We start from the raw sequence: 21,037 nt of genomic DNA, 5'->3' as shown, positions 1-21,037 counted from the left end.
ACAAGAGGTAAGTTTCTGTACCTTTGTTTTTGTGAACGGTACAAAAACCATTTTGGTTGCGCCCCTACATTGGGGCTTGGGACATGCCACCCGCTGCATCCCCATTATCCAAGCGTTGTTGGGCACTGATTACAAGGTGATGTTGGCTTCAGATGGGGCGGCGTTGTTATTGCTTCGGAAAGAATTTCCCGCATTGCCCTACGTTTCATTGCCTTCCTACAACATAACCTATCCTGAAAATGGCGCTTTTTTAAAACTGAAATTGCTCTTGAAACTCCCTTTTTTCAGAAAAACGATGCATTCAGAAAAAAAAGTGGTTGAACAGCTCATTTCCGAAGGGAAAATCCACGGAATAATAAGTGATAACCGTTGGGGCGTGCGCAGTACAAAAGTACCTTCGGTTTTTCTTACCCACCAATTGAACGTTTTGTCGGGCGGCACTTCGTATTTAAGTAGCAAAATACACCAAAAACTCATTAAAAAATTTGATGCGTGCTGGGTTCCCGATGTAGCAGGCCCCGAAAATTTAAGCGGCAAACTGGGGCATCTCAAAAGCGGCTCTTTTCCCGTTAATTATATTGGTGTGTTAAGTCGCATGAAAAAACGGAAAGTTCCTAAAGTATATGATGTGCTGTGTTTGCTTTCGGGCCCTGAACCGCAACGAACGCGATTGGAACAGCGGTTGGTCTCGGTTTTTAATAATTCAGACCTGCCTGCCGGCAAGCAGGAAAAAAAGGTTTTACTCGTTCGAGGTGTCGTTGAAACAGAAAAAAAGACAACCCAAATTGGCACTGTTGAACTCGTGAACTTTTTGCAAAGCGATGAGCTGGAAAAGGCTATTAATGAAAGTATTTGCGTGGTTTCCCGTTCGGGTTACACAACGATCATGGATTTGACAGCTATGGAAAAACAAGCTTTTTTTATCCCGACGCCCGGACAGTTTGAACAGGAATATCTGGCCAAACGGCTTAAAAAGGCAGGAATTGTGCCCAGTTGCAACCAAAAAGATTTTCAAGAAGGACAGCTAAATCAAATTGGGGACTACAAGGGGTTGAAGAGCGTTAACAGCCCGCCAGATTTTAAAAAACTATTTCGCTTTTTCGAGAGTGAAGGAAAACTCTGAGCCCACCCCAAGCTGGCTTTCCAAGTAGATTTTTTCACCATGGGCTTCCAAAATGTGCTTTACGATGGAGAGCCCTAGGCCACTGCCCCCTTCTTTGCGCGAACCACTTTGATCGACCCTAAAAAAACGCTCGAACAAACGGGGGATCTTGTCCTTCGGTATTCCTTCGCCATTATCGGTGACCCTTACAATCACTTTATTTTTAATGAGGTCCTCAATACTTATTTCGGTGGTGCCGTCTTTTTTTCCGTATTTAAGGGAATTTACTATTAAATTGGTCAACACCTGCTGTATGCGGTCGCGATCTGCCTCTACAATAACACGTTTGCTATACTCTTTATCGAAGGTTAGCGTAATGTTTTTTTTGGCTGCTTTCATTTCAAGCAGGTCGAAAACCCCTTGTATGAGTTCGATAATGTTAAAACGTTCTTTATTTAGGTTGAGATCGCCTACTTCGAGTTTGGTGATCATGTCTAGGTCTTTCACGATATAAATAAGCCGCTCCACCCCTTTATTGGCACGTTGCAGGTATTTTTTACGCACGGCTTTGTCTTCCAGGGCACCATCGAGCAAGGTTAAAATATAGCCTTGAACGGTAAACAGCGGTGTTTTCAATTCGTGGGAAACGTTGCCCATAAATTCTTTCCGGTAATTTTCTCGTCCTTTCAGGGTTTCTATTTCTATTTTCTTGGTTTCGGCAAAACGCTCCACTTCCCGTGTAAGGGTGGCCATATCGGTCGTGATTTGTTTTTTGTCAAAAGTAGAAGCATCTAACAAGCGGACGTCGTCGTATATTTTTTTCACCCTTCGGTAAATGAATTTTTCTACCCTGTATTGTATGAAAAAGAAGGAAAAGGAAAAGCATACAATGGAGAATAAGACCAAAAACCAATACATTTCAATTTCAGAAAAATAAAAAAAAACACCCACGACGAGTGTTAGGAAAAACGTCAAAAAAGTCGATGTATAGGCAGCAAACTTGTATGTTCTTTTAAATTCTTTTGCCATTTATACTACAAATTTATACCCTACACCTTTAACGGTCTTGAATTTTTTATCCCCGAGCTTTTCACGGAGTTTTCTAATGTGAACATCGATGGTCCTCCCACCCACGACTACGTCATTGCCCCAAACGCGATCTAAAATCACTTCCCGCTTAAACACTTTTCCGGGTTTTGAGGCCAGTAACGCCAAAAGCTCAAACTCTTTTCTGGGCAACAGCATCTCTTCTTTTCCCAAAAAAATTTTATACTCTTCCCTATTAATGGTTAAATCGCCCAATTTTATTTTACCTGGTTCTTCTTTGGTCTCCTTATACCTTCGCAACAAAGCTTTTACTTTGCTTACCAGCACTTTTGGCTTAATGGGTTTGGTGATGTAATCGTCTGCACCGGCATCAAAACCGGCCAATTGGGAGTAATCTTCGCCACGGGCCGTTAGAAAAGTGATAATGGTATCGGCCAATTGGGGGATATTGCGCATTTTTTCGCAGGCTTCCATTCCGTCCATTTCGGGCATCATAACATCGAGGATGATAAGGTGCGGCAGTTCTTCTTTGGCTTTTTTTATTGCTTTCCTCCCGTTTTCGGCAGTAATAACTTGGTATCCTTCGGTAGCGAGGTTATAGCCAACTATTTCCAAGATGTCCGGTTCGTCGTCAACCAAGAGGATTTTAATGTCTTTTTTCTTCATAATACGTTAGAATGATCACCGTAGGTGTTTCAAAAAGGTTAAAGATAGCATATATTGTTTTTTTGGATTGTTCGTTGCCGGTATTCTTAACGATATTGTAACATCTATGTGTTGTTGAGAGCTATTATCTTTGGGTGTATTACCTTAACGTTAAGCAATCTATAAACCGAGCAAGAATAGTTACATCTAAAATAGATTTGTGTATATTTGTAACATAATCAAACAATTTATATATGATGAAAAAAATTACTTTAATGGTTGCGCTTTTTGCAAGCGTTGCTTCTTTTGCCCAAATTGCCGGAACCAGTTTTGAAGAACCCGAAGTTTTTAGCGGCAAATACACCGATACAGATGATCCTGCAACGGCCCACGACCTTGTTAACAACGCAAACGAACCTTTGGTAGATTACACATCTATAGGTGGCGAGTTGGGTTTCGATGCCCGTTATGAGCCTTACGACACTCCAAGCGATGGTTTAAGCGATGGCGACTTTGTTGGCGTTACCGATTTTACGCCTTCTTCTGAAGTGCTTTACACCGATGGTGACAAAGGATACCAAATAAGCGATGCAGACGGTAACTTTATTTTGGAGTTTGATACGGTTGACCTAACTGGCGTAACCGATCCTAATTTAACGATAGATTATCTTTTTTCTATCAACAGCGATCCTACCAACGGAAACTACGAAGGCGACGGTACCGTAAACGAATCTGGGTCCGATAGACTGCGTATTTATGTTCGCGACCTAACCAATGGTACCGAAATAGACATTATAGACACAACCGGAAGCGACATTGACGACTTAGTACCTTTTGATGCAGGGACTGGAGAATACCAATTAGCTTGGCAAAACGGTTCGGCCACTTTGTTGACCGATACAGAAATCCAACTGGTTATTGAAGGTCGTATGAATTCTTCTAGCGAAGCTTTCTTTTTCGACAACGTTCAAGTTGGTGGCACACTTAATGTAAACACCAATAACGACAGCCAATTTTCCATATATCCCAACCCAGCATCCAACGGCTTTGTGAACATCGTTTCAAAAACTGATGGTGAAAAGCAAGTTGCTGTTTTTGATGTTCTTGGAAAACAAGTGATCAACACCACCTTAAACGGCGAGCGATTGAACATTGCAAACCTTACAAGCGGTGTATATATTATGAAAATAAGCCAAGGAGATGCTTCCGTTGCCAAAAAACTGGTCGTGAAGTAATTTATATTGCAAACTTATTTTTTTAAAAAGCTTCTGTTTAGGCAGGGGCTTTTTTATTTTCTTATTTTTGAACTGTCCATTCTGAAACCCATGCCGCACGAAAAAATCTTTAACATACAGACACCAGAAGACTTTAAAAAAGTGGCGCTATCGGTGTTTCGCTATCAATATGAAAATGTAGAAGTGTACCGCCAATTTTGCCTCGCGCTGCAAGTTGCCCCGAAACAGGTAACCGAAATTTCTGAAATCCCCTTTCTGCCTATCCAATTTTTCAAAAGCCACCGGATTATTGCCCAAGACCGCCAAGAACAAACTGTTTTTACCAGCAGCGGTACCACCGGGAGCATAACCAGCAAACACTATGTAGCCAGCACAAACCTGTATGAAGCCAGTTTTAACCAAGCTTTTCAAAAACAATATGGAAACCCTGCTGATTATACCATTTTAGCGCTATTGCCATCCTATTTGGAACGCGAAGGCTCTTCGTTGATTTATATGGTCAATTCGCTGATACAGCAAAGCAACAACCCTGACAGCGGTTTTTATTTGCACGACATGGATGCCTTGATCGAAAAACTCACCTACTTAGAAGCCGAAGGAAAAAAAACGTTGTTGTTGGGTGTATCGTATGCCTTGTTGGATTTAATGGAAACACACCCGTTTGAGTTAAAAAACACGATTGTTATGGAAACGGGAGGCATGAAAGGTCGCAGAAAAGAAATGATAAAAGAAGAGCTGCACGTAGTGCTTCAGCAAGGTTTTGGTGTTGCTGAAATCCACAGCGAATACGGTATGACTGAACTGCTCTCGCAAGCCTATTCCACCGGAAACGGGATGTTTTCCTGCCCGCCTTGGCTGAAAATCCTGACCCGGGATACCGAAGATCCCTTTACCTATGTCAATGGTAAAACCGGAGGCATAAACGTAATCGATTTGGCAAATTTGTATTCTTGCAGTTTTATAGCGACACAAGATTTAGGAAAAACCCACTCAAACGGAAGTTTTGAAGTCCTGGGCCGATTTGACGACAGTGATATACGTGGCTGCAACCTTATGGTCTTGTAACTTCCTGTTATAAAGTTAATTAAATACTAAATTTATATATTTATCTGTAAGCAATCAAAAGATATACGACTACCCTAGTGCAAAGATGTCTTGAGCTTTCGGGCTCAGTTCATAATTGGTTGGTTAGTTAATTGGGAAAGCCCCGCTCCTGCTTAGGAAACGGGGTTTTCTTATTCATGAAACCCAAGTTCCAACAATATCATCGATAACCCATTTTCCGTTTGCTTCTTTCTTAATAAAAATTCGGACGCCATTTCCACTCAAAATTCCCAAAGTATACCCAGCATTTAAAACACCAAAGTTTTTTGTTTTATCGAATAAAATATGATCAAAACTTATTGACGCAGCTATATAAATATTATAATTATTTTTCCAAAAGTCACGACCTTTTGGAAATTCTGATCTATACTTAAACTTGATTTTTTTATCCTTAGCTTTTAATTTTTTCAAATCGACTCTATATCCTTCTTTAAGTTTAAGATCATTAGTTTCTATTGTTATATTTTGTTTGTCAAAATGATTTTTTAATTTATAAAGGTCGTTGCGTTCTATGTTTTCTATGGAATCCGAAACTATTAAATAAACTGAAGCTGTATCTTTCAAAATCTTTTGTTTATGTATCTTCCAATTTTCCATAACTTGTTTATAGTTAATGGAGTCATATTCAATTCTAATTCCATTTGAATTAACAAAAGAAGATGGTGGTGGAGCTGGAGGCATTAAACGTTTATCATAATGAAGTGAATCCAATATTGCAGGAAATAATTCATAAAATACAGCTTGTTCAAACTCTTCCTCATAAATATTTTCTTTTTGATTACAGCTACAAAACGCTAAAATAACAACTGAAAATATAAAGGTTGTGAAGAGAAATTTTTTCATAGGTTATATAGCTTTAATGATAAAGTAATTCTTTTTACCACGTTGCAACAGCACAAATTGATTGTTGATCAAATCATCCGCGGTGATTGAATAACCCTCCGCTACTTTCTCTTTATTTACCGAAATGGAGTTCTGTTTCAATGCCCGCCGGGCTTCGCCATTCGATTTCAAAAAATCGGTTTCTGAGGCCAGTGCCGCAATGATGTCCAGTCCGTTTTCCAATTCGGTTTTGCTTATTTCAGCTTGTGGCACACCTTCAAACACGTCTAAAAAGGTCTGCTCGTCCAAGTTTTTTAAATCGGCCGAAGTGGATTTCCCAAATAATATTTCCGAAGCTTGTACCGCTTTTTCATATTCCTCTTCATTATGTACCGTAACGGTTACTTCTTTTGCCAAGCGCTTTTGCAACAAACGGGCATGTGGGGCTTCCTTATGTTCGGCAATCAAGGTTTCGATGGTTTCTTTATCCAAGAAAGTGAATATCTTGATGTACTTTTCGGCATCTTCGTCGCTTGTATTCAACCAGTATTGGTAAAACTTATAGGGAGACGTTTTTTTGGCATCCAACCAAACATTGCCGCCTTCGCTTTTCCCAAATTTACTGCCATCGCTTTTGGTAATCAACGGGCAAGTTAGCGCATAGCCTTTTCCGCCACAGATACGTCGAATCATCTCAGTTCCCGTAGTGATATTGCCCCATTGGTCGCTGCCGCCCATTTGCAGGGTGCAGTTGTGGTTTTTGTACAAATGGTAAAAATCATATCCCTGTACCATTTGGTAGGTAAATTCGGTAAAGGACATGCCATCGGCAGCTTCACCGGTCAAACGTTTTTTAACCGAGTCTTTCGCCATCATATAATTAACGGTTATGTGCTTGCCCACATCGCGGATAAAACCCAAAAAAGAAAATTCTTTCATCCAGTCGTAGTTGTTGACCAGAACAGCTTGGTTTTCGGCGCCCGAAGAAAAGTCCAAAAACTGCGACAGTTGCTTTTTTACACAATTTTGATTGTGCTGCAAGGTCTGTTCGTCCAATAAATTGCGTTCGTTCGATTTGCCGGAAGGATCGCCAATCATCCCAGTTGCACCGCCTACCAGGGCAAACGGCTTATGACCGCAGCGTTGATAGAAGGACAACAGCATAATGGGGACCAAGTTCCCAATGTGCAAGGAATCGGCCGTTGGGTCAAAACCCACATAAGCGGCACGCATTTGTTCCTTTAAATGTTTCTCGGTACCGGGCATTACATCGTGCACCATACCGCGCCATTGCAATTCTTCAACGAAATTCTTCACTTTTTAAAATTTTAATTTATACTATTTCGGCAAAGATAAACCCAATGCCCGTAACAGAAAAGAATAGTTTAAAAAAGCCTATTTTTACAACATGATTTTAGTTACTGGAGGCACAGGATTGGTAGGGTCGCATTTGTTGTATTTTCTTCTGAAGGAAAACAAAAAAGTGCGTGCCATTCACAGAAAATCGAGCGATTTGCAAGCTGTGAAAAAGATTTTCAGGTATTATGCAGCTGCTGATGAAGCCGAAACGCTTTTCAACAAAATTGAATGGCAGGTAGCCAATATAACCGACATCCCTGCCTTGACCGATGCATTTAAAGGCATAACCCACGTCTATCACGCCGCCGCCTACATCAGTTTTGATCCCAAACACTACAAAAAACTGAAAAAGGCCAATGTGGAAGGCACGGCAAATGTCGTGAACCTCTGTTTGGCCCATTCGGTAAAAAAAATGTGTTACGTAAGCTCGGTCGCCACTTTGGGCACTCCTCTAAACGGACGGCCCATTACCGAAGAAACCCACTGGAACCCAGAAGAAAAAAACAACGTCTATGCCATTACAAAATACGGCGCCGAAATGGAGATTTGGCGCGGCACACAAGAGGGCTTGGATGCCGTTATCATAAAACCAGGCGTGATCATTGGCGAAGGATTTTGGAATTCGGGGAGTGGGGTTATCATTAAAACCGCTTCAAAAGGAATTCCTTTTTATACCGATGGCAGTATGGGCGTGGTCGATGTGCAAGACGTTGTAAAAGCGATGATCGATGGAATGCGGGCTGGCTTAAAAAACACTTCCTATATAGTGGTAGGCAACAATTTAGAGTACAAAGAACTGCTTACTGCAATCGCACAAAGATTTGGTGCCAAACCGCCTAAAAAAAGAGCTCCTAAATGGGTGTTGCTGTTCTTTAGCAAACTGGACTGGCTGGTGTCCAAAATCTTTGGAACCAAACGAAAGCTCTTGAAAGCCACCGTGAACTCGTTATACACTACTTCCAATTACGACAGTTCGAAAATTGAAGCGGAACTGGATTTTAAGTTTACGCCAATCGTTCAAACCTTGAACCGTGTAACAGACCGCTATTCAAGCGAGTCTTGAGAAGCCGATTGTAGGGCCGGCCCCAAACCCGATTTTTTAAGAATGGAGTCCTTTTCTTTTTCTTCCTCGGTTTTTTGGTTCTCTTTTTTTGCCTCCTTGACCTTTTGAATGCTATCGGCTTCTTTTTTTAGAGCCTTCAATCGCTCCTCTATGGTTGTGAACATTTCTTGATAGGTTTCCAAATCGGCGGCGTAGTAGGTATTGCTTTTGGCAAACTGCAGGCTGTCCACTCTGTATTTCGCGTAAAGCAACGAGTCGAGCTTAAGACCGTAGGAGCGTATTTTACGGTTGTTCACACTGCGGGCAGCATTGCTCAAATACGATTCCAACATCATATCGACCATTTTTTCCTTTGGGATGAGGTTATCCGGCTTTTCGGGCTTTTCCACACTTTGACAACCCAAAAAAATACACAGCAGTATGGGAAATATGTATTTCATCACCGGTCAAAAGTTATGCGTTCGCCGTGGCTTCTGTTGGGAAATTTTAAATTTTCATAGGCCAACGTCCCATTTACAAAAGTGTGTGTTACACGCGATTTAAAGGTAGTGCCCTCAAAAGGTGACCAACCGCATTTGTAGAGAATGTTCTCTTTGTTCACCGTCCAGGGCGATTGCAGGTCCATCAACACCAAATCTGCTTTGTAACCACGCCTAATATAGCCCCGGTCTTTAATTTGAAATAAAATGGCCGGATTGTGCGCGGTTTTTTCCACTATTTTTTCCAAAGAGATAAGTCCTTTATGGTACAGTTCCATTAAAGCAGCAAGGGCGTGCTGCACTAAGGGCCCTCCAGATGGCGCTTTGGTATACACGTTGTTTTTTTCTTCTTTGGTATGCGGGGCGTGGTCGGTTGCAATTACATCGATACGATCGTTTTTTAAGGCTTTGAGCAGCCCATCGCGGTCTTTTGCGGTTTTAACGGCCGGATTCCATTTAATTTTGGTGCCTTTGGTTTTATAATCTTCGTCGCTAAACCATAAATGATGAATGCACACCTCAGCTGTTATTTTCTTTTCTGAAAGTGGTTTTTTATTGCTGAAGAGTTTGGTTTCTTTTGCAGTTGAAAGATGGAACACATGCAAGCGTGCGCCAGTTTTCTTGGCCAGTTCTATGGCTTTTGAAGAAGAAAGGTAACAGGCCTCCTCGCTCCTGATGACCGGATGTTTTTCTATAGGAATATCGTCGCCATATTCTTTAATATGTGCTTCTAAGTTTTTCTTGATGGTAGCCTCGTCTTCACAATGCGTGGAAATCAACAACTTTGTTTTACTGAAAATATTTTCGATGGTTTCCAGATCGTCCACCAACATATTCCCGGTTGAAGAACCCAGAAACAGTTTCAGCCCCGCCACCTTTTTTGGGTCTACTTTCAAAATTTCGTCCAAGTTGTCATTCGTCCCGCCAAACATGAAGCTGTAATTGGCCCAAGAGGTTTTTTTGGCGATGGCAAACTTTTCTTCCAGCAGGTCGATGGTCGTTGCCTGCGGAATGGTATTGGGCATTTCAATAAAGGTAGTGATCCCACCGGCAACCGCAGCTTTGGATTCGGTTTCAATATCGGCTTTGTGGGTAAGGCCGGGTTCCCTGAAATGAACCTGATCGTCTATCATTCCCGGCAATAAGTATTGCCCGTCTGCATCGATGATTTTAGTTTCGGAAGATTTAGCGCTGATGCTATTGGAAACCTCCGATATTCGATCGTTTTCAATAAGCACGTCGCCTTGAAAAATGCTTCCTTCGTTAACAATGTTTGCGTTTTTTATTAAAATGGTGTTCATTTAAATTTCATTAAAATTAGTGTTGCCAAACAGACTGTTGAATTTCATTTTTATCACGCCAAAAATCGCTTCAGAAATAATCCTGGTGTCCATTTTGGATTCGCCCCGGGTTCTATCGGTAAAAATAACAGGCACTTCTTCTATCTTGAACTTGGCCAGATAGGCTTTAAATTTCATTTCTATTTGAAAGGCATAGCCCACAAACTGTATTTTGTTCAAGTTTATTTTTTCCAGTACTTTTCTTCGGTAGCACACAAACCCTGCCGTGGTGTCGTAAATATCCATGCCGGTTATGAACCGCACGTATTTTGAAGCGCCCCAAGAGAGCAGTACCCGAGACATAGGCCAGTTTACGACGTTTACCCCTTTTACATATCGCGATCCAATGGCGACATCAGCACCGTTTTTACGGCAAGCATTGTAAAGCCGTATCAAATCGTTGGGGTTGTGCGAAAAATCGGCGTCCATTTCAAAAATGTACTCGTAATCGCGTTGCAACGCCCATTTAAAACCCGCGATATAAGCGGTGCCCAATCCCGATTTTTTTTCACGTTTCAGCATAAAAAGATGTTCAGGGTATTCGGCAAAGAGCGATGCTACAGCTTGGGCCGTGCCATCGGGCGAGTTGTCATCGACCACGAGGATATGAAAATCCATCCGCAACGAAAAAACATTGCGCAACAACCGCTCAATGTTTTCAATTTCGTTGTATGTTGGTATCACCACAAGGGCTTTGGACATCGCCTTCTTTTAATGGCAAATGTACCCTTTTTTAAACAATTAAACGTGAAGGAAATTCTAATTGAATTGCTTTTTGCCGCTTCTATTTTAATGTACCTTTAACGCCAAACTTCAACTGTTGCAGTATATTGAAAGACATATTGATTCTATGGACTGGGCCACCGTCACCTTGGTTGCCTGCCTTTTGGCAATCACTCTGGCAAAGCAGTTGTATCCCCGGCAATTTCAGCAGTTTATATCCTTGCCTATAAGCGATAAGTATTTTTTAGTTCAAGGAAAGGCGGCTCAAATTGTACATCCTTTCAACATTTTGCTGTTTTTGGGCCAAGTGTTATCGGTTTCGTTGTTCATTTATATGTTTTTTATGGTTTTTCAACCAGAAACAACAAAAACCAATCCTTATTTGTTTGTTCAAATTTGCACAGGATACCTGGTATTTGTTTTTATGAAATTCTGCATAGAAAAAATCATCGGTACGGCTTTTTCATTGGATACCGTTATAAACACCTATTTGTTTCAAAAATTGACGTACCGTAACTTGATTTCGCTTTTGGTGTTCGTTTTCAACCTTCTATTGTTTTTCATTGTGGAGCCCACGGGCAAGATACTTTTAATCTTTGCCGCCATAATCGTACTGTTCAACGGTATTGCGCTGTTTTACAGTTATAAAACAAACAGAAATATCATATTTGGTAATTTCTTTTATTTTATTTTGTATCTTTGCGCACTTGAAATCTCGCCCTATTTTATCTTGTATAAAACGTTGGTTTAGATAGCAAAAAATTAAAAAACTTAATTTATGAAAGTGAAAACTATTTTGGTTTCGCAGCCTGAGCCCAAGGTTGAAAACTCCCCCTATTTTGATCTTATTGACAGACAAAAAGTAAAAATAGATTTCAGACCTTTTATCCACGTTGAAGGAGTTCCCAGCAAAGAAGTAAGAGCCCAGAAGGTGGACCTCTCGCAATATACAGCAATTATTTTAACAAGCAGGAATGCGGTAGATCACTTTTTTAGGATAGCTGAAGAAATGCGCTTTAAGGTGCCAGACACCATGAAATATTTCTGCCAGAGCGAGGCCGTTGCCTACTATTTACAAAAATATGTGGTTTACCGAAAAAGGAAAATCTATGTAGGTAAGCGCACCTTTCCTGAGCTTGCACCGCTCATTAAGAAGTACAAAAACGAAACCTTTTTGCTTCCTTCTTCCGACAAATTGAAACCTATGGTTCCTGAAGTCCTGGACGAGCTTGGCGTAAAATGGAAACAGGCCGTTTTTTACAGAACAGTGGTAAGCGACCTTTCTGATTTACGGGACGTGTACTACGACATCTTGGTGTTTTTCAGCCCAAGCGGCATTGTCTCCCTCTTGGAGAATTTCCCCGATTTTGAACAAAAAGACACCCGTATCGCCGTTTTTGGAAATACTACGGTAAAAGCAGTGACCGATAATGGCCTGCGCGTAGATATAAAGGCACCAACCCCTGAAACCCCTTCGATGACCATGGCATTGGAAAAATATATTAAAGAAGTAAACAAAAAGTAAGCAATTGCTTATACCGGTTCAATAAAAAAAACGCACTGAAATCGAATTTCAGTGCGTTTTTTGTTGTTTAACCTTTTGTGTTATGAAAAGCCCTACCCTTTTATGGGCGCTCCCGAAAGGATTTCTTTGTTGGCATAAGATTCAAACTTTTCAAAATTTTTCTTGAACGATTTTGCCAAGGCTTCTGCTTTGGCATCATACGCTTCCTTGTCTTCCCAAGTTTCCCGTGGATTTAACACTTCGCTTGGCACATTGGGGCATTCTTTGGGCATATCGAGGCCAAAGATAGGGTGCATCTCGTAGTCCACATCCTTCAATTGCCCTTTGAGCGCTGCCGTGATCATGGCACGGGTGTATTTCAGTTTCATCCGTCGGCCAGTTCCATAAGGGCCACCTGTCCAACCTGTATTTACAAGCCAAACGTTAACCCCAGAGGTTTTCATCTTGGCGCTTAACATTTCGGCATACTTGGTTGGGTGCAATGGCATAAAAGGTGCACCAAAACAAGCTGAAAAACTTGGCAACGGCTCATCGATACCTGCTTCGGTACCCGCAACTTTTGCTGTATAACCACTAATAAAATGGTATGCAGCCTGTCCAGGTGTTAGCTTTGAAATTGGAGGCAACACGCCAAAAGCATCGGCCGTAAGGAAGAATATGTTTTTTGGGTTTTGCCCTATGGAAGGTTGCTGTATGTTGTCAATATGGTAAATAGGATAGCTTACCCGCGTGTTTTGCGTAATGGAGGTATCCTTGAAATCTACGTGGCCTTCGCTGTCCATAGCTACATTTTCCAAAATGGCGCCAGGTTTGATCGCTTTGAAGATATCCGGTTCTTTTTTGGGCGATAGGTCGATTACCTTGGCATAGCAACCGCCTTCAAAGTTAAACACTTCGTTGTTTGCTGTCCAGCCGTGTTCGTCATCGCCGATCAATTTTCTTTCGGGATCTGCCGAAAGGGTGGTTTTCCCCGTTCCGGAAAGACCGAAGAAAATAGCCGTCTCCCCATCTTCGCCAACATTGGCAGAGCAATGCATGGGCAAGGTGTTTTTAAACACGGGCAAAATAAAGTTGAGGGCAGAGAAAATACCTTTTTTTATTTCGCCGGTATAGCCTGTACCACCGATCAATGCTATTTTTTTGCCAAAGTTCAAAATGGCAAAGTTATGTTGCCGGGTCCCGTCGCGTTCAGAATCGGCCATAAAGCCCGGTGCATTTACAATGAGCCATTCGGGGTCGAAGTTTTCAAGTTCGTCTTCGGTTGGGCGTAGAAACATATTATGCGCGAACATATTGGACCAAGGATATTCATTTATCACCCGGATGTTTAACCGGTAATCCTCGTGGGCACAAGCATAACTGTCCCTAACGTACACTTCATTTTCAGAAAGATACGCTGTTACCCTATCGTATAGAGCGTCAAATTTATCACTGTCAAAAGGGATGTTGATGTTTCCCCACCACACCCTGTCTTCAGTAACTTCATCTCTCACAATAAATCGGTCTTGGGGCGAACGGCCGGTAAATTCACCGGTGTTCACTGCGAGGGCACCGCTAGATGCTTCCTTGCCCTGACCTTTTTGCAATGTTTCGTTGTGGAGTTCTTCCGAAGGGAGTTGATAATAGACTGTTGCGTTGTTGATTCCGTATTTTTTCAGCGAAATCGTTTTCGTAGTTTGGTGTTTATCGACCATCACTTATTTAGAATTGTTGTGGGCTACAAAAGTAATAATTATGAAACAGATAACGGAAATTTAACAATGGAATTGTCATTACTTTAACGAAAACAACCCGTATGCCAATCGCAACCAACCTATTATAAAAAGCAATCCGCCCAAAGGCGTTACGGGGCCTAAAAAAGAGACGGAAAAAGACAGGGTGTCTTTTAAGGCCAAAACGTAAATGGAACCGGAGAAGAAAATGATTCCGAAGATAAAAAACCGAAAAACCCATTTTTGGGTGGTTTCTGAAATGGGCTTTGCAAAACCAACAAGCAAAAGTGCCAAGCAGTGGTACATTTGATAGCGCACACCAGTTTCAAAAGTGGCAATGGCCTCGGCATCAACCAATTGTTTTAACCCATGGGCACCAAACGCCCCAATGGCGATGGTAATTGCGGCCAAAATAGATGCCGTAACCACGATTTTTTTATTGTATTCCCGCATTTGTCCAAATGGATTTTAGTACATTCGTCATTCTGAATAATGAACCCGATTCTTTTCGGGACAAAAATACGAAAAAACCTACCGATGCGAAACATTTTAATTATTGGCGCTGGCCGATCTGCAACGAGTTTAATTCAATATTTACTAGACAAAAGCGAAGCCGAGGAGCTTTCCCTTACCATTGGCGACCTGTCTATTCAAAATGCGCAAAAACTGGCCGGCGACCACCCAAATGCCCGCGCCATTATGCTCGATATTTTTAACCAACCCGAACGAAGAAAAGCGGTAGAAGCTGCCGATCTCGTTATTTCTATGCTGCCTGCCCGTTTTCATATTGAAGTGGCAAAAGACTGCTTGGAATTTGGCAAACACATGGTTACGGCTTCGTATGTAAGTGACGAAATGCAAACCTTGGACACGAAAGTGAAATCTAAAGGTTTGGTTTTTATGAACGAAATAGGCCTCGATCCCGGTATTGACCATATGAGTGCGATGCAAGTGATTGACCGTATTCGGGACAACGGCGGCAAGATGCTGTTGTTTGAATCGTTTACCGGCGGCTTGGTAGCCCCTGAAAGCGATGACAACCTGTGGCACTATAAATTTACCTGGAACCCAAGAAACGTCGTGGTTGCTGGTCAAGGTGGCGCTGCCGAATTTATACAAGAAGGTACTTACAAGTACATTCCGTATCATCGTTTATTCCGAAGAACCGAATTTTTAAACATTGAAGGCCACGGCCGTTTTGAAGGACTTGCCAACCGAAACTCCCTTAAATACCGAAGCGTGTACGGCCTGGAAGATGTACTTACTTTATATCGAGGGACTATTCGCCGCGTTGGCTTCAGTAAAGCTTGGAATATGTTCGTGCAATTGGGGATGACCGATGATAGTTATACCATACCCGATTCTGAGAATTTGTCGTATCGCGATTTTGTAAATCTTTTTTTGCCGTATTCCCCAACCGATTCGGTAGAGCTGAAATTGCGCCATAACTTAAAAATTGACCAAGACGATTTAATGTGGGGCAAACTGGAAGAACTCGATATTTTCAATGCTAAAAAGAAAATTGGAATTAAAAATGTCACCCCGGCGCAGGCCCTTCAGAAAATATTGGAAGAAAAATGGACACTGAAACCCGAAGATAAAGACATGATCATTATGTACCACAAGTTTGGGTATGAGCTAAACGGCGAAAAGAAACAAATTGACAGCCATATGGTATTGACCGGCGAAGACCAAACCCACACCGCCATGGCCAAAACCGTGGGATTGCCAGTGGCCATGGCCGCCATTAAGATTTTAAATAAAGAAATAACCACCCCAGGTGTACAACGTCCAATAAGCAAAGAGGTGTACGAACCCATCTTGGAAGAATTGAAAAACCACGGGATTACCTTTAAAGAAAACTTTACCGAATATTTAGGGTATAATCCTGATAATGTTCAAGGATATTAAATTAAAAAGCCCGATTCGCTTGAATCGGGCTTTTTGGTTATAATTATTTCAGAAATTAATCCCTTCCGCCTAAAAACATACTTATAAAGTATAATAACGTAGCTAACGATCCTAATGCGGCTACTACATACGTTCTAGCAGCCCATTTTAATGCATCTTTGGCGCCATCGTGTTCTTGAGGCGTAAGCATGTTTTCGTTTTCTAACCAAGCTAAAGCACGTTTACTAGCATCAAATTCTACCGGTAAGGTGATAAAAGCGAATACCGTTGTTGCTGCAAACAAAATAATTCCGACTAAGAAAAGCGTATTTCCTAACCCCGTCATGGAAGTTGCAAAAGTCAATACCAATCCCGCCATAATTACAAAATTGGACAATTTACTGGCTACACTTACCGCCGGCACAATAGCCGATCGCATTTTTAACCAACTGTAGGCCCTAGCGTGCTGTACAGCGTGACCACATTCGTGAGCCGCAACCGCAGCGGCAGCAGCGTTTCGTTGCATATATACCGGTTCGCTTAAATTTACGGTCTTTTTTCCGGGATGGTAATGGTCGGTCAATTGTCCCGGAGTTGAGATTACTTGAACATCGGTAATCCCATTATCCGCTAACATTTTTTCGGCGATTTCCTTACCGCTCATACCGTTTTGCAAGTGTACTTTAGAATACTTTTTAAACTTGCTTTTCAGCTTGTTGCTTACGTACATACTCACCAAAAAGATGGCTCCTGCTAATATATAATATCCTATCATATTCATTACCCGCAAAAGCGGGTATCTTTTTTAATTGTTAAACCTAAATTCTAAATTAAATATAGCAAATACTGTGCAAAAAATATCTTCTGACAAAAAGGTGATGCAACTCTTACCCATTCCCGCCAAAGTTTATGCTGAGCATAGCCGAGGTACAGAAATTTATCCCACGATATTCACTATTTTACCCGGCACCACAATTACCTTTTTAGGTGTACGGCCGTCGAGGTAGTGGGTGGTTTTCTCGTGTGCCATTACGGCAGATTCTATTTCATCTTTGCTCATATCTAACGGCAGCTCTAACGTAAATCGCATTTTTCCGTTAAAGGAAATTGGGTATTCTTTACTGCTTTCTACCAAGTGTCTTTCTTCAAACTTCGGAAATGGTGCTGTAGCAATACTTTCGGTATGCCCCATCAAACTCCACAGTTCTTCTGAAATATGTGGTGCATACGGTGAAATCAACACCGCCAATGGCTCTAATACTTCCCGGCTAGTACATTTTTGAGTTGTCAATTCATTTACCGCAATCATAAAGGTAGAAACCGAGGTATTAAAACTGAAGTTTTCAATATCTTCTTCTACTTTTTTGATGGTTTTATGCAGCGTTTTTAAGCTGTCTTTGGAAGCAGCATCGTCGGTGACTTGGAAAACACCCCCCTTGCCCCCCTCGAGGGGGGAATTGCCCTGATGGTACAGTTTCCATAGTTTTTTCAGGAAGTTGTGCACCCCGCTAATTCCAGCAGTGTTCCAGGGTTTGGCTTGCTCTAATGGTCCTAAGAACATTTCGTACATTCGTAAGGTATCGGCGCCATAGTCTTCGCAAATATCATCGGGATTGACTACGTTGTATTTGGATTTGGACATTTTTTCGACTTCGCGAGAGACTTTAAAGGTTCCATCCTCTTCTTTAATATATTCAGCTTCTTTAAATTCTGGTCTAAAATCTTTGAAAGACTCTAAGTCTAGTTCGTTCGAAATGTTTACGTCATCTACGTGAGCAGGAACATTATCTACAGAATAATATGCAACATATTTTTCTTTATTTAAATATTTATAGTCCTCTTCCTTTAAATAATGTTTTAACCATTCAATATTTTTGAAATCGAGAGAATAAGATTGACTTAGCAAGATAGGGTTATCAAACTCAATTACTTTTTCAATAGAATTTTTTATGTTATTAAACCAACTTTTCGCATCTGATCTAGATTTAAGAACAGACTCAGAAATTTTATCTTTTTCAGCAAAAGACACTTTTTTTGAAAACCTAGCGACAAAAGCACTCTCCCCCAAAATCATCCCTTGGTTAATCAGCTTTTTAAACGGTTCTTCAACTGGTAAAACCCCGCGATCGTATAAAAACTTCACCCAGAAACGGCTGTATAATAAGTGCCCGGTTGCGTGTTCGCTTCCGCCTACGTATAAATCAACGTTTTGCCAATAATCCATCGCTTCTTGGCTGGCCAAAGCATCGTCATTTTTTGGATCCATATATCGGAACATATAACAACTACTTCCTGCCCAACCTGGCATGGTGTTTAATTCTAACGGAAACACGGTTTCGTTATCCACATTATCGTTGGCAACCACTTCATTATTCTGTATGTCCCACGCCCAAACATCGGCACGGCCTAAAGGCGGCTCGCCGTCTTCGGTAGGTAAATATGCGGACACTTCGGGTAAGGTTAATGGTAAGTGAGCTTCATCAATTAATTGTGGCAATCCGTTTTTGTAATACACCGGGAATGGCTCGCCCCAATACCGCTGACGACTAAAAACCGCATCGCGCAATCGGTAATTTATTTTTCCTTTTCCCGCACCTTTTTGCTCCAGTGCTTCAATTACCTTATTGGTGGCGGCTTTATATTGTAATCCGTTTAAGAAATCACTATTGGTGATAACTGTTTTGTCTTTATCTGCAAAAGCGCCTTCAGAGATGTCAATCCCTTCAAAAATATTCGGGATTGGGATATCAAAATGACGTGCAAAATCGTAATCACGTTGGTCGCCACATGGAACGCTCATCACGGCACCAGTTCCGTAGCCTGCCAACACATAATCACCAATCCAAATAGGAATGGATTCGCCACTAAATGGGTGCTCAGCATACGCTCCAGTAAACACGCCCGAAATGGTTTTTACATCGGCCATACGTTCGCGTTCGCTACGTTTTGCGGTCGCTTCAATGTAGGCTTCTACATCAGCTTTTTGGGCATCGGTTGTTATTTTTGAAACCAAATCGTGTTCTGGCGCCAACGTCATAAAGCTAACACCGAAGATGGTGTCGGGTCGTGTGGTAAACACCTCAATGGTTTCGTCGTGATCTTTTACATCAAAGGTAACGCTCGCTCCTTCACTTCTACCAATCCAGTTGATCTGTGAGTCTTTAAGCGGCTGTGGCCAATCGATGCCATCCAACCCATCCAGCAACCGCTGTGCATACGCAGTGATGCGCATACTCCATTGCTTCATTTTTTTACGAACCACCGGATAGCCACCACGTTCAGAAACTCCGTTTACTATTTCATCGTTCGCTAACACGGTCCCTAATTGCGGACACCAGTTTACTTCGGTTTCGGCAAGATAGGTTAATCGGTATTGTAATAATATTTTTTGTTGTTTTTCAGAAGAGAAAGCGTTCCAATCTTCCGCAGAAAAAGGTTCCACATTGCTATCGCAGGCTGCATTAACTTTGGTGTTTCCTTCGGAAGTGAATAGTTCTTCTAATTTTGAAATCGGCTTCGCTTTATCCGCTTCATAATCGTACCAACTTTCAAAAAGCTGCATAAAAATCCACTGTGTCCATTTGTAATAGTCGGGATCTGAAGTTCGAACTTCACGGCTCCAATCAAATGAAAAACCAATTTTATCCAATTGCTCACGATACCGTGCAATATTTTCTTTGGTAGTCTTTTTAGGATGTTGCCCGGTTTGAATCGCATACTGTTCTGCCGGTAACCCAAAACTATCATACCCTTGCGGATGCAACACGTTAAATCCTTTATGGCGTTTGTAACGCGCATAAATATCACTGGCAATATACCCCAGCGGATGCCCAACGTGCAGCCCGGCACCAGAAGGATACGGAAACATATCCAGTACGTAATATTTAGGTTTATCGCTATTATTTTTAGCTTGGAAGGTTTGGTTTTTGGCCCAATATTTCTGCCATTTCTCTTCAATTTTATTGAAATCGTATTTGCTCATCGCTACCGTTTGAAAATAGGGAGCAAATTTACGGCTATTGTACGAAAGACAAAAGTTTAAACGTTAGTTACTCGTAGCTTTAAAATTCCTTGTATTTTTACAACACTAATTCAGCATATGTATGGCTTCATCTTTTGAAAAATATCAAAAACGCAGGTTGATTTCTTCTTACTTTTCAGTAGTAATTAGTATTTCGCTTGTGTTGTTTTTATTGGGTTTGTTAGGGCTGTTGGTACTGAACACTAAGAAGGTGGCCGACCACTTTAAGGAGCAAATCGCCTTGACCGTCTATTTAAAAGACACTGCCAAAGAAGTTGAAATCACGCAATTAAAACAAAGTTTAGCTTTAGCCGAATACACCAAAACAGCTGAATACATAAGCAAAGAGCAAGCCGCCGAAGCCCATAGCGCCACAATAGGCGAAAATTTCATGGACTTTTTAGGCTATAATCCGCTGCAAAACAGCATTGATGTGTATTTATTGGCCGATTATGTTTCGCCGGCACAATTGGAAGAAATCACAAATGAACTGTTGACCAAAGATTTTATCGATGAAGTGATTTATGACAAACCGTTGATTGCTTTGTTGAACGACAATGTGAAAAAAATAAGTTTCTGGGTGTTGGTAGTCAGCGGTATTTTTCTCTTTATTGCCGTATTGCTTATTAATAGTTCCATTAGGCTTTCGGTCTATGCCAAGCGGTTTACCATTAAAACCATGCAAATGGTAGGTGCCACCAAACGGTTTATTAGACGGCCTTTTATTTGGAAGAGTGTCCGTTTAGGTATGATTGGAGCCGTTTTGGCGTTGATAGGGATGGGGCTCGTACTGTATTACCTTAACAAAAGCTTTCCCGAACTGCAATTGCTGGAAGACAGGTTATTGCTAGCCGGGCTGTTTGTAGGGGTCTTTTTAATTGGCGTTTTCATCAGTTGGCTAAGCACCTTTTTTGCGACGCAACGATTCTTAAATTTACGCACAGACGAATTATATTATTAAACCGTACCT

The 21,037-nt window shown here is 41.4% G+C and carries 19 protein-coding genes; 8 read left to right on the top strand and 11 right to left on the bottom strand.

Annotation, left to right across the window (positions count from 1 at the left end; translation table 11 throughout):
- Positions 1 to 31: 31 nt before the first annotated feature.
- Positions 32 to 1,123: a glycosyltransferase gene (locus tag DDV96_RS10165; RefSeq protein WP_116694665.1), complete on the top strand. Its 1,092-nt coding sequence runs from the start codon at positions 32 to 34 to the stop codon at positions 1,121 to 1,123.
- On the opposite strand, the gene DDV96_RS10160 is transcribed toward DDV96_RS10165, so the two are convergent.
- Positions 1,088 to 2,131, bottom strand: a complete 1,044-nt coding sequence (locus DDV96_RS10160) for a sensor histidine kinase (RefSeq protein WP_116694664.1) — start codon at positions 2,129 to 2,131, stop codon at positions 1,088 to 1,090. The two genes, DDV96_RS10165 and DDV96_RS10160, sit on opposite strands and share 36 nt — an antisense overlap.
- Complete coding sequence (locus DDV96_RS10155; RefSeq protein WP_116694663.1) at positions 2,132 to 2,815, bottom strand: response regulator transcription factor; 684 nt, start codon at positions 2,813 to 2,815, stop codon at positions 2,132 to 2,134.
- Positions 2,816 to 3,048: 233 nt separating this feature from the next.
- Here DDV96_RS10155 and DDV96_RS10150 point away from each other — a divergent pair, with 233 nt between their 5' ends.
- Positions 3,049 to 4,029 carry a T9SS type A sorting domain-containing protein gene (locus DDV96_RS10150; RefSeq protein WP_116694662.1) on the top strand — a complete coding sequence of 327 codons (981 nt, stop codon included), beginning with the start codon at positions 3,049 to 3,051 and terminating at the stop codon, positions 4,027 to 4,029.
- 90 nt (positions 4,030 to 4,119) lie between these two features.
- Complete coding sequence (locus tag DDV96_RS10145; RefSeq protein WP_116694837.1) at positions 4,120 to 5,094, top strand: LuxE/PaaK family acyltransferase; 975 nt, start codon at positions 4,120 to 4,122, stop codon at positions 5,092 to 5,094.
- Positions 5,095 to 5,268: 174 nt separating this feature from the next.
- Here the strand turns inward: DDV96_RS10145 and DDV96_RS10140 are convergent, their stop codons facing one another.
- Both DDV96_RS10140 and tyrS read right to left on the bottom strand, forming a co-directional pair.
- Complete coding sequence (locus DDV96_RS10140; RefSeq protein ID WP_116694661.1) at positions 5,269 to 5,976, bottom strand: hypothetical protein; 708 nt, start codon at positions 5,974 to 5,976, stop codon at positions 5,269 to 5,271.
- Between the two features lie 3 nt (positions 5,977 to 5,979).
- Positions 5,980 to 7,272 (bottom strand): tyrosine--tRNA ligase, encoded by a 1,293-nt coding sequence (tyrS, locus tag DDV96_RS10135; protein ID WP_116694660.1) that lies wholly within the window; start codon positions 7,270 to 7,272, stop codon positions 5,980 to 5,982.
- Positions 7,273 to 7,363: 91 nt separating this feature from the next.
- Between tyrS and DDV96_RS10130 the strand changes: the two genes are divergently transcribed.
- Positions 7,364 to 8,377, top strand: a complete 1,014-nt coding sequence (locus DDV96_RS10130; protein ID WP_116694659.1) for an NAD-dependent epimerase/dehydratase family protein — start codon at positions 7,364 to 7,366, stop codon at positions 8,375 to 8,377.
- On the opposite strand, the gene DDV96_RS10125 is transcribed toward DDV96_RS10130, so the two are convergent.
- Genes DDV96_RS10125 through DDV96_RS10115 form a run of 3 tightly spaced genes read right to left on the bottom strand, consistent with a single transcriptional unit; the run spans position 8,359 to position 10,898 of the window.
- Positions 8,359 to 8,817 (bottom strand): DUF4296 domain-containing protein, encoded by a 459-nt coding sequence (locus DDV96_RS10125; protein ID WP_116694658.1) that lies wholly within the window; start codon positions 8,815 to 8,817, stop codon positions 8,359 to 8,361. The genes DDV96_RS10130 and DDV96_RS10125 overlap by 19 nt on opposite strands.
- Complete coding sequence (locus DDV96_RS10120) at positions 8,817 to 10,157, bottom strand: dihydroorotase (RefSeq protein ID WP_116694657.1); 1,341 nt, start codon at positions 10,155 to 10,157, stop codon at positions 8,817 to 8,819. The genes DDV96_RS10125 and DDV96_RS10120 overlap by 1 nt, the downstream gene beginning before the upstream one ends.
- Positions 10,158 to 10,898 carry a polyprenol monophosphomannose synthase gene (locus DDV96_RS10115; RefSeq protein ID WP_116694656.1) on the bottom strand — a complete coding sequence of 247 codons (741 nt, stop codon included), beginning with the start codon at positions 10,896 to 10,898 and terminating at the stop codon, positions 10,158 to 10,160.
- Positions 10,899 to 11,046: 148 nt separating this feature from the next.
- Here DDV96_RS10115 and DDV96_RS10110 point away from each other — a divergent pair, with 148 nt between their 5' ends.
- Together DDV96_RS10110 and DDV96_RS10105 are read left to right on the top strand one after the other, a co-directional pair.
- Complete coding sequence (locus DDV96_RS10110) at positions 11,047 to 11,670, top strand: DUF4271 domain-containing protein (RefSeq protein WP_116694655.1); 624 nt, start codon at positions 11,047 to 11,049, stop codon at positions 11,668 to 11,670.
- 27 nt (positions 11,671 to 11,697) lie between these two features.
- Positions 11,698 to 12,444: a uroporphyrinogen-III synthase gene (locus DDV96_RS10105; protein WP_116694654.1), complete on the top strand. Its 747-nt coding sequence runs from the start codon at positions 11,698 to 11,700 to the stop codon at positions 12,442 to 12,444.
- A 92-nt stretch (positions 12,445 to 12,536) separates the two neighbouring features.
- On the opposite strand, the gene pckA is transcribed toward DDV96_RS10105, so the two are convergent.
- Both pckA and DDV96_RS10095 read right to left on the bottom strand, forming a co-directional pair.
- Positions 12,537 to 14,138, bottom strand: coding sequence for a phosphoenolpyruvate carboxykinase (ATP) (pckA, locus tag DDV96_RS10100; RefSeq protein WP_116694653.1), 1,602 nt, complete (start codon positions 14,136 to 14,138; stop codon positions 12,537 to 12,539).
- Positions 14,139 to 14,216: 78 nt separating this feature from the next.
- Entirely contained in the window at positions 14,217 to 14,609 is a 393-nt protein-coding gene (locus tag DDV96_RS10095) for a DUF423 domain-containing protein (protein WP_116694652.1), read from the bottom strand.
- Between the two features lie 84 nt (positions 14,610 to 14,693).
- On the opposite strand from DDV96_RS10095, the gene DDV96_RS10090 reads away from it, so the two are divergent.
- Positions 14,694 to 16,067: a saccharopine dehydrogenase family protein gene (locus DDV96_RS10090; protein WP_116694651.1), complete on the top strand. Its 1,374-nt coding sequence runs from the start codon at positions 14,694 to 14,696 to the stop codon at positions 16,065 to 16,067.
- A gap of 55 nt (positions 16,068 to 16,122) precedes the next feature.
- Here the strand turns inward: DDV96_RS10090 and DDV96_RS10085 are convergent, their stop codons facing one another.
- Together DDV96_RS10085 and DDV96_RS10080 are read right to left on the bottom strand one after the other, a co-directional pair.
- Positions 16,123 to 16,821, bottom strand: a complete 699-nt coding sequence (locus DDV96_RS10085) for a zinc metallopeptidase (RefSeq protein ID WP_116694650.1) — start codon at positions 16,819 to 16,821, stop codon at positions 16,123 to 16,125.
- Between the two features lie 162 nt (positions 16,822 to 16,983).
- Positions 16,984 to 20,028 (bottom strand): leucine--tRNA ligase, encoded by a 3,045-nt coding sequence (locus DDV96_RS10080; protein ID WP_116694649.1) that lies wholly within the window; start codon positions 20,026 to 20,028, stop codon positions 16,984 to 16,986.
- A 121-nt stretch (positions 20,029 to 20,149) separates the two neighbouring features.
- Between DDV96_RS10080 and DDV96_RS10075 the strand changes: the two genes are divergently transcribed.
- Positions 20,150 to 21,028 carry a cell division protein FtsX gene (locus tag DDV96_RS10075; RefSeq protein ID WP_116694648.1) on the top strand — a complete coding sequence of 293 codons (879 nt, stop codon included), beginning with the start codon at positions 20,150 to 20,152 and terminating at the stop codon, positions 21,026 to 21,028.
- Positions 21,029 to 21,037 lie beyond the last annotated feature (9 nt).

The sequence above is a fragment of the Marixanthomonas spongiae genome, assembly GCF_003095375.1.
Taxonomy (GTDB): Bacteria; Bacteroidota; Bacteroidia; order Flavobacteriales; family Flavobacteriaceae; genus Marixanthomonas; species Marixanthomonas spongiae.
Note: the sequence above shows the minus strand (reverse complement) of the source record. Positions and strands in the feature narration are given on the sequence as shown.